Annotated in this window: 6 protein-coding genes; 2 read left to right on the top strand and 4 right to left on the bottom strand. The window is 74.2% G+C overall.

What is annotated here, in order from left to right:
- Window positions 1-98 precede the first annotated feature (98 nt).
- Both IEY37_RS06710 and IEY37_RS06705 read right to left on the bottom strand, forming a co-directional pair.
- Window positions 99-731 (bottom strand): alpha/beta fold hydrolase, encoded by a 633-nt coding sequence (locus tag IEY37_RS06710; RefSeq protein ID WP_188940704.1) that lies wholly within the window; start codon window positions 729-731, stop codon window positions 99-101.
- The gene (locus IEY37_RS06705) at window positions 728-1,006 is read right to left on the bottom strand and encodes an alpha/beta fold hydrolase (protein WP_188940703.1); all 279 of its coding nucleotides are present in this window, start codon (window positions 1,004-1,006) and stop codon (window positions 728-730) included. Before IEY37_RS06705 ends, IEY37_RS06710 begins: the two co-directional genes overlap by 4 nt.
- Before the next feature lie 566 nt (window positions 1,007-1,572).
- Here IEY37_RS06705 and IEY37_RS22500 point away from each other — a divergent pair.
- Complete coding sequence (locus tag IEY37_RS22500; RefSeq protein ID WP_268237980.1) at window positions 1,573-4,239, top strand: DNA translocase FtsK; 2,667 nt, start codon at window positions 1,573-1,575, stop codon at window positions 4,237-4,239.
- A 36-nt stretch (window positions 4,240-4,275) separates the two neighbouring features.
- Here the strand turns inward: IEY37_RS22500 and IEY37_RS06695 are convergent, their stop codons facing one another.
- Window positions 4,276-4,623: a hypothetical protein gene (locus IEY37_RS06695; protein WP_188940701.1), complete on the bottom strand. Its 348-nt coding sequence runs from the start codon at window positions 4,621-4,623 to the stop codon at window positions 4,276-4,278.
- Between the two features lie 97 nt (window positions 4,624-4,720).
- Window positions 4,721-5,911: an L-rhamnose isomerase gene (gene rhaI / locus IEY37_RS06690; RefSeq protein ID WP_188940700.1), complete on the bottom strand. Its 1,191-nt coding sequence runs from the start codon at window positions 5,909-5,911 to the stop codon at window positions 4,721-4,723.
- Between the two features lie 177 nt (window positions 5,912-6,088).
- On the opposite strand from rhaI, the gene IEY37_RS06685 reads away from it, so the two are divergent.
- A complete protein-coding gene (locus IEY37_RS06685; protein ID WP_229674010.1) occupies window positions 6,089-7,117 on the top strand; it encodes a LacI family DNA-binding transcriptional regulator in 1,029 nt (342 codons plus the stop codon).
- Window positions 7,118-7,197 lie beyond the last annotated feature (80 nt).

Here is a 7,197-nt window from a genome sequence, read left to right as displayed (position 1 = left end):
CGCGGGAGAAAGCCTGTCCCACAACAAGAATCGAATGTGGACACTGGCTCGCGTCGCTGCACCGAATGCGCGTCATGACCGACATCCGTGAGCTGCGCTCACGATTGTGCGGGTCGTGAACCGGCACGGTGCCCACTTGGTGGGGACGGCCGGCCGGGCGCCTCGGGCAGCCTGCGGGCCCGCCCGCCCGGGGGACGGTCGCGCAGCCGTCCGAGATGTGTGTGCTGGTCGGGTTCCTCGCCGGCGGCGGCGTCCTCGGGGCGGCCGCGGACCCCGCGACAGACCCTGCCGACGTCCTCCGGTCGGGCCCACTGGACGAGGTGGGCGGCGCCGGCGATCTCCACGACATCGGATCCGGGGGTGCGCGCGGACAGCTCGTCGAGCCACCGGCGCGGGGCGACGGCGTCGTGCTCGCCGCGCACCAGGGTCACCGAGGTCCGGCACCGTCCGATGCGGTTTTCGACGTGGTCGTCCAGCATCGATGTCGACGTCCGCAGGTACCGCCGCACGCCGAACCGGAGGTAGTCGGTGACCACGACGAGCACTCCCCGGACAGGCTCCTGCAGGGTGCACCGCAGGAGCCGCAGCGCCTGCCGGGCTGCGGACCCGGCGTCGGCGTCGACCGTCGGGCTGAGCAACACCAGCGGCCCGGAGAGCCGCGGGTGAGCGGTGTGCGCCGCGGTGACGATCTGGCAGCCCATCAAGTGGCCGACCAGCACGGCGTCCGTCACCTGATGTCGGCCAGGCACTCGGCGAGCACCTCGGCCAGCTCCGGAACGGACAGCACGCGAGGCGGTTTCGGTGTGCTGCCGAAGCCGGGGAGGTCCACGGTGACGACCGGATCCGTCCGCGCCAGGACAGCGGCCAGGCGGCGGAAGTAGCGGGACGACACGCCGATGCCGTGAACCAGCACGAACGGCGCGCCGGTCGGTGGTCCGGCCCGGCGCACGTCCACGGCGAGCCCGGCGATCCACCGGCGCCGCCGGTCGGGTTGCCGCCCGTCCATGGTCCTCCGTGCCGCCGCCGGTCCACGGGATCCGGACCTCCTCGCGCACGCTAGCGGCGATCGAGCCGCCACCGCGCAGCGGCTGCGGCCTGTGACCGCTGGTGACGGTGTGGCAGTAGAGACGGCTGATGCCCAGCGGCTAGCGTGGAGCCATGGCCGACACCTCTCCGCCCCGCGCGCGCGCCCGCGCGGCGACCGGCGCCGCCGCCGGCGCCCGCTCCGGTCGAGGTGGCACGGCGACCACCCGCTCGGGCAGCGACCGCACCGGCGCCGGGCAGCGCTCGGCCGTCCCACGGACGGGTGCGCGCCAGCCCTCGGGCCGGGACGCGAGCACCCGCGCTGCTGCCCCCCGCACGTCCGCCGGCGCCGGTCGCACCGCCACCGCCGGCCGGGGCGCCGGGCGGTCGTCCGCCGGCCGCCCGCCTGCCCGGCGCCCGGCCCCGCGAGGCGGGTCCTCGCCCGCCCGCCGGCCCGGTCAGCGGCCCCCGGCCGTCCGCGCCCTCGCCGGGCTCGGCCGGTCCGCCGGAGCCCTGTGGCGGCTCGCCGCCCGTGGCGTCGGCGGAGCTGTGCGCGCCGTCGGCCGGGGAGCCGGCGCCGCCCGCGACCTCGACCCGGCCCACCGTCGGGACGGTCTCGCGCTGCTGCTGCTGGCCCTCGCCGTGATCTGCGCGATCGGGTCCTGGTTCCACGGTGCCGGGCCGGTGGGCGGGGTGGTGGACTCCGCCGTCCGCGTCTGGGTCGGTACCCCCGGGCTGCTGTTGCCCGCCCTGCTGCTGCTGGCCGCCGTCGTCCTGATGCGGCACCCGCGTCCGACCGGGCACCGCAACCGACGGGTGCTCGGCGGTGCGGCGCTCGTGCTGTCGGTGACCGGCATCTTCGACGTCGCGCACCAGCTGTCGCTCGAGCCGGGACAGCACGACTCGATCGCGCTCCGCAAGACGGCGGGCGGGACGCTCGGCGCAGTGCTCGGCCGGCCGCTCGTCGCCGGTGTGCATGCGGTGCCGGCGATCCTGCTGCTGGTGCTGCTGGGTCTGTTCGGCCTGCTCCTGGTCACCGGTACGGCGATCCGGGACGTGCCCGCGCTCGCGCGCCACGGCATCGGCCTGCTGCGCGGCGAGCCCACCCCGGACGAAGGCTGGGACGAGCACTGGGACGACGGGGAGGCCGGCCGCGACGACTCCGAGGCGCCCGCGGCCTGGGACGACGGTGCCGGACACGGCCGGGCCGCCCGGCGCCCCCGGCGAGGCGCCCACGGCCGCCCGTCGCACCCCGGACCCACCGACCACCCGTACGGTCCCACGGACGACGTCGATCCTGTCGCGTCCGTCGCCGACGACGACCCGCTCGCGACGCTGCGACTGCGGCGCAGCTCCCGCCACCGCCAGGGTGCGGACGGCCAGGCGGGCTGGGACGTCGACGGTCTCGACGATCCGGCCGTGGATCCGGCCGAGCGGGCGACCCTCGCGCTCGACCGGGCCGCGACGGCGCGGGCGTCGGACCGCCCGACGGTGCCCGTCGGCCGCGCCGCGGCCCCCGACCGGACGCCGGTGCCCGACCGCCCGGGCGCATCCGGGCGCACCGACTCGGCCGACCGCCCCGCTGCCCCCGGTCGGGCCGCACCCGCGGCCGGCGCCGGCGGTCCGTCGACGGGAACCGCCACCCGCCGGCCGGCCCGGGCCGGCGCCACTCCGGCCGCCGCGGCCGACCCGGCGCAGCTGCCGCTGGACCCGGCCGCGGACGGCGGCTACCAGCTGCCTCCGGCGTCGCTGCTGCAGCTGGGCGCGCCGCCCAAGAGCCGGTCCGCGGCGAACGACGACATGATCGTCCGGATCGACGGCGTGCTGGGGGAGTTCAAGGTCGACGCGGCGGTCACCGGGTTCACCCGCGGCCCGACGGTCACCCGCTACGAGGTCGAGCTGGGTCCCGGCGTCAAGGTCGAGGCGATCACCCGGCTCACCCGCAACATCGCCTATGCGGTGGCCACCGACAACGTCCGGTTGCTCGCGCCCATCCCCGGCAAGTCCGCCGTCGGCATCGAGGTGCCCAACAGCGACCGCGAGATGGTGCGGCTGGGCGACGTGCTCGCCGCTCCGGACGCGCGGACGGACCAGCACCCGCTGGTCATCGGTCTGGGCAAGGACGTCGAGGGCGGGTTCGTCACGGCCAACCTGGCCAAGACGCCGCACCTGCTGGTGGCCGGCGCCACCGGGTCCGGCAAGTCCTCGTTCGTCAACTCGATGCTGGTGTCGCTGCTGCAGCGGGCCACCCCGGCCGAGGTCCGGATGATCCTGATCGACCCGAAGATGGTCGAGCTCACCCCGTACGAGGGCATCCCGCACCTGATCACGCCGATCATCACGGCGCCGAAGAAGGCGGCGGCGGCGCTGGCGTGGCTGGTCGAGGAGATGGAGCAGCGGTACGCCGACATGCTGGCGCACGGCGTGCGCCACGTGGACGACTTCAACCGCAAGCTGCAGCGCGGCGAGATCACGACGCCGCCGGGTTCGGAGCGGGTGTACCGGCCGTACCCCTACATCCTGGGGATCATCGACGAGCTGGCCGACCTGATGATGACCGCACCGCGGGACGTCGAGGACGCCATCGTCCGGATCACCCAGAAGGCCCGGGCCGCCGGTATCCACCTGGTGCTGGCGACCCAGCGGCCGTCCGTCGACGTGGTCACCGGGCTGATCAAGACCAACGTCCCGTCCCGGCTGGCCTTCGCGACGTCGTCGCTGACCGATTCCCGGGTCATCCTCGACCAGCCGGGCGCCGAGAAGCTGATCGGTATGGGCGACGGGCTCTACCTGCCGATGGGTGCCGGGAGGCCGATCCGGATCCAGGGCGCCTACGTCTCCGACGAGGAGATCGCGGAGATCGTCCAGTACGCCAAGACACAGGCCGAGCCCGAGTACGCCGAGGGCGTCACGACCGCGAAGCAGGAGCCCGGCAAGGCGGTCGATCCCGACATCGGCGGGGACCTGGACCTCCTGGTCGAGGCGATCACCCTGGTGGTCACGTCGCAGCTGGGGTCCACCTCGATGCTGCAGCGCAAGCAGCGGATCGGGTTCGCCAAGGCCGGGCGGCTGATGGACCTGATGGAGACGCGCGGCATCGTCGGCCCGAGCGAGGGATCCAAGGCCCGCGAGGTCTTGATCAAGACCGACGAGCTGGACGCCGTGCTCACCGAGCTCACCGGCGCGGCGGAACCCGGCGTGCCGGACGAGATCTGACGTCCAGCCCGGTGACCGCCGCGCCGCGGCCGGCGGTCACCGGGTCCCGTCGCCGCCCTGCGCTGTCCCACCCTGCGCTGCTGGGTCGCGGTCCGTAGGTCGGAGGAGACGACGCCGCAGCTCGACGCGCACCAGCAGGACCGTCGACACCACGACCAGGACCGCCCAGAACGCCAGCATTCCCACGGTCCAGGCGTCGTGGCGGCCACGGGCCAGCGCGTCCGCGGCGAACGTCGCGGTCCACACGGCGGCGAACACGAAGCGGCAGGCCTGCCCCCGCTCCCCACCGGAGACACGACGGAGCCACACCACGGACTCCTTCCGGCCGCCCGAGCGCTGCGCCGCGAGTGCGCCGTCCGACTGCGGCGGGGGCAGCGCAGGCACGGACCACCTCCGCGCGGTCGCACCGGTCACCGGGAGGACGGCGCCGCCGTCCTCGGCGACAGCGCCGCGGGCCTGCAGGCCGAGCGCAGGGGAGAGGTCAGGCGCCCCAACCGGCCTGCTGGCCGCCCACCCGCTCGGCCACGACGCGGTCCAGGTACCCGGAGGCCTTGAAAGCGGCGACGGGGTCGCGCGGCAGCGCGCGCTCCTCCCGCTGGTCGGCGAGCGCCGTCCGGACGTCCGTGGCGAACGCGTCCATCAGCATCTCGTGCGCGCCGAGGACGTCACCGGCCTCCTGGGCCTCGGTCAGCGCCCGCTGGTCCACCAGCAGCGCCTTGCCCAGAGCCTCGAGGACGTTGAGCACGGACCGGATCTGGCCCTGGATCTTGGGCTCGATGTTGTGGCACTGGTCGAGCATGAAGTTGACGCCCGAGTCCGCGCGGTGGGCGCCCTCGGAGACGATCTCGAACAGGATCCGGAACAGCTGGAACGGATCCGCGGAGCCGACGATCAGGTCGTCGTCGGCGTAGAACCGGGAGTTGAAGTCGAAGGCGCCGAGCCGGCCCTGGCGCAGCAGCTGCGCGACGATGAACTCGATGTTGGTGCCGGGGGCGTGGTGCCCGGTGTCCAGCACCACCTGCGCCTGCGGCCCGAGCGCCAGGCAGTGCAGCAGCGAGGTGCCCCAGTCCGGGATGTCCATCGTGTAGAACGCCGGCTCGAAGAACTTGTACTCGAGCAGGATGCGGTGGTCCGGGTCCAGCTCGGCGTAGATCGCCGCCAGCGACTCGGCGAGGCGGTCCTGCCGCGCCCGGATCGAGTCCTGGCCGGCGTAGTTGGTGCCGTCCGGCAGCCAGATCTTCAGGTCCTTCGACCCCGTCGCCCGCATGATCTCGATGCACTCGAGGTGGTGCGCGACGGCCTTCTGCCGGATCGCCGGGTTCGCGTGCGTCAGCGAACCCAGCATGTAGTCGTCGTCCTGGAACAGGTTCGAGTTGATCGCACCGATCCGGACGCCGAGATCCTCGGCATAGGCGCCCAACCGGCCGAAGTCCTCCACCCGGTCCCACGGGATGTGCAGCGATACCCGGGGCGCCGCGCCGGTGTAGCGGTGCACCTGCGCTGCGTCGGCGATCTTCTCCCACGGGTCGCGCGGGCCGCCCGGCTGGGTGAACACCTTGAACCGGGTGCCGGAGTTGCCGTAGGCCCAGCTCGGTACCTCGATCCCGAAGGCGGCCACGTCGGACAGCGCGTCCGGGGTCACCGGGGTGGAGGGCAGGATTCCGGAGGTCATCGTCGTCTTCCGTTCGGTGGAGGCCTTCTCGGCCCGCTGTCGACCCACGCCGTCGGTGGGCGGCCGCTCATCCGGCCGGCAGCGACCGGACGACTTTGAAGCGGTTCAACCGGATGATGGCATAGTGTCCGGCGTTGCGCCATCCCCACGGCGGGGTGCCGAGCGGAGGTGTCCAGGGTGGTCCCGCGCAGGCCGAGCATCTCCGACGTCGCCGCGCTGGCCGGAGTGTCGCTGGGCACCGTTTCCAACGTCCTGAACCGGCCGCACGTCGTCGCCGCCTCGACCCGGTCGAAGGTCGAGGCGGCCATCAGCAGCCTGGGGTTCGTCCGCAACGAGACGGCGCGGCAGCTGAGCTCGGGGCACAACCGCGCGATCGGCCTGGTGGTGCTCGACATCGGCAACCCGTTCTTCACCGACGTCGCCCGCGGCGCGCAGGAGGTCGCCCAGGATCGCGGTGCCGTCGTGCTGATGGCCGACAGCCGCGCCGACGAACGCACGGAGCGCGCCAACGTCGAACTGTTCACCCAGCAACGCGTCCAGGGGGTGCTCATCGCACCGTCCGGCGGCGACACCGCGTGGGTGGCCGACCTCCGCCGTGCCGGGACGCCGTTCGTGGTGATCGACCGGGTGGTGTCCGGCGTCGGCGAGCATTGCGCGGTCAGCGTCGACGACCGCACCGGCGGCGAACTCGCCGTGGCGCACCTGCTGCAGCTCGGGCACCGCCGAATCGCCTTCGTCGGCGGGCCGTCGACGCTCGCGCAGGTGGCGGACCGGCGGGTCGGGGCCGAAGCGGCCGTCGAACGGGAGGCGGGCGCGTCGCTGCTGGCCCTGTCGACCGGCGCGCTGACCGTCGACGAGGGCCGGCGGGCCGCCGACACGCTGGCCGCGCTGGGGGACGGCGAGCGTCCCACCGCGGTGTTCGCCGCCAACGACCTGGTGGCGCTCGGGGTGCTGCAGGGCTGCGTGCGACACGGGCTCCGCGTCCCCGCCGACCTGGCGATCGTCGGCTACGACGACATCGACTTCGCCGCCGCCGCTGCCGTGCCGCTCTCCTCGGTCCGGCAGCCGCGACAGGAGCTGGGCCGGACGGGCACCGAGCTGCTGCTGGCCGAGATCGCGGCCCAGCGCGACGGCGTCGAGCACGTGCACCGCACCGAGCGGTTCACCCCGGAGCTCGTGGCCCGGGCCTCCACGGTCGGGCACTGATCGGTCGGGCACTGATCGGTCGGGCGCTGATCGGTCGGGCACCGACGGGTCCCGCCGCACGGACGGCAACCGGTCCAGGT

The sequence above is a fragment of the Nakamurella endophytica genome, from assembly GCF_014646215.1.
Taxonomy (GTDB): Bacteria; Actinomycetota; Actinomycetes; order Mycobacteriales; family Nakamurellaceae; genus Nakamurella; species Nakamurella endophytica.
This window is presented reverse-complemented; position numbering and strand designations above follow the sequence as displayed.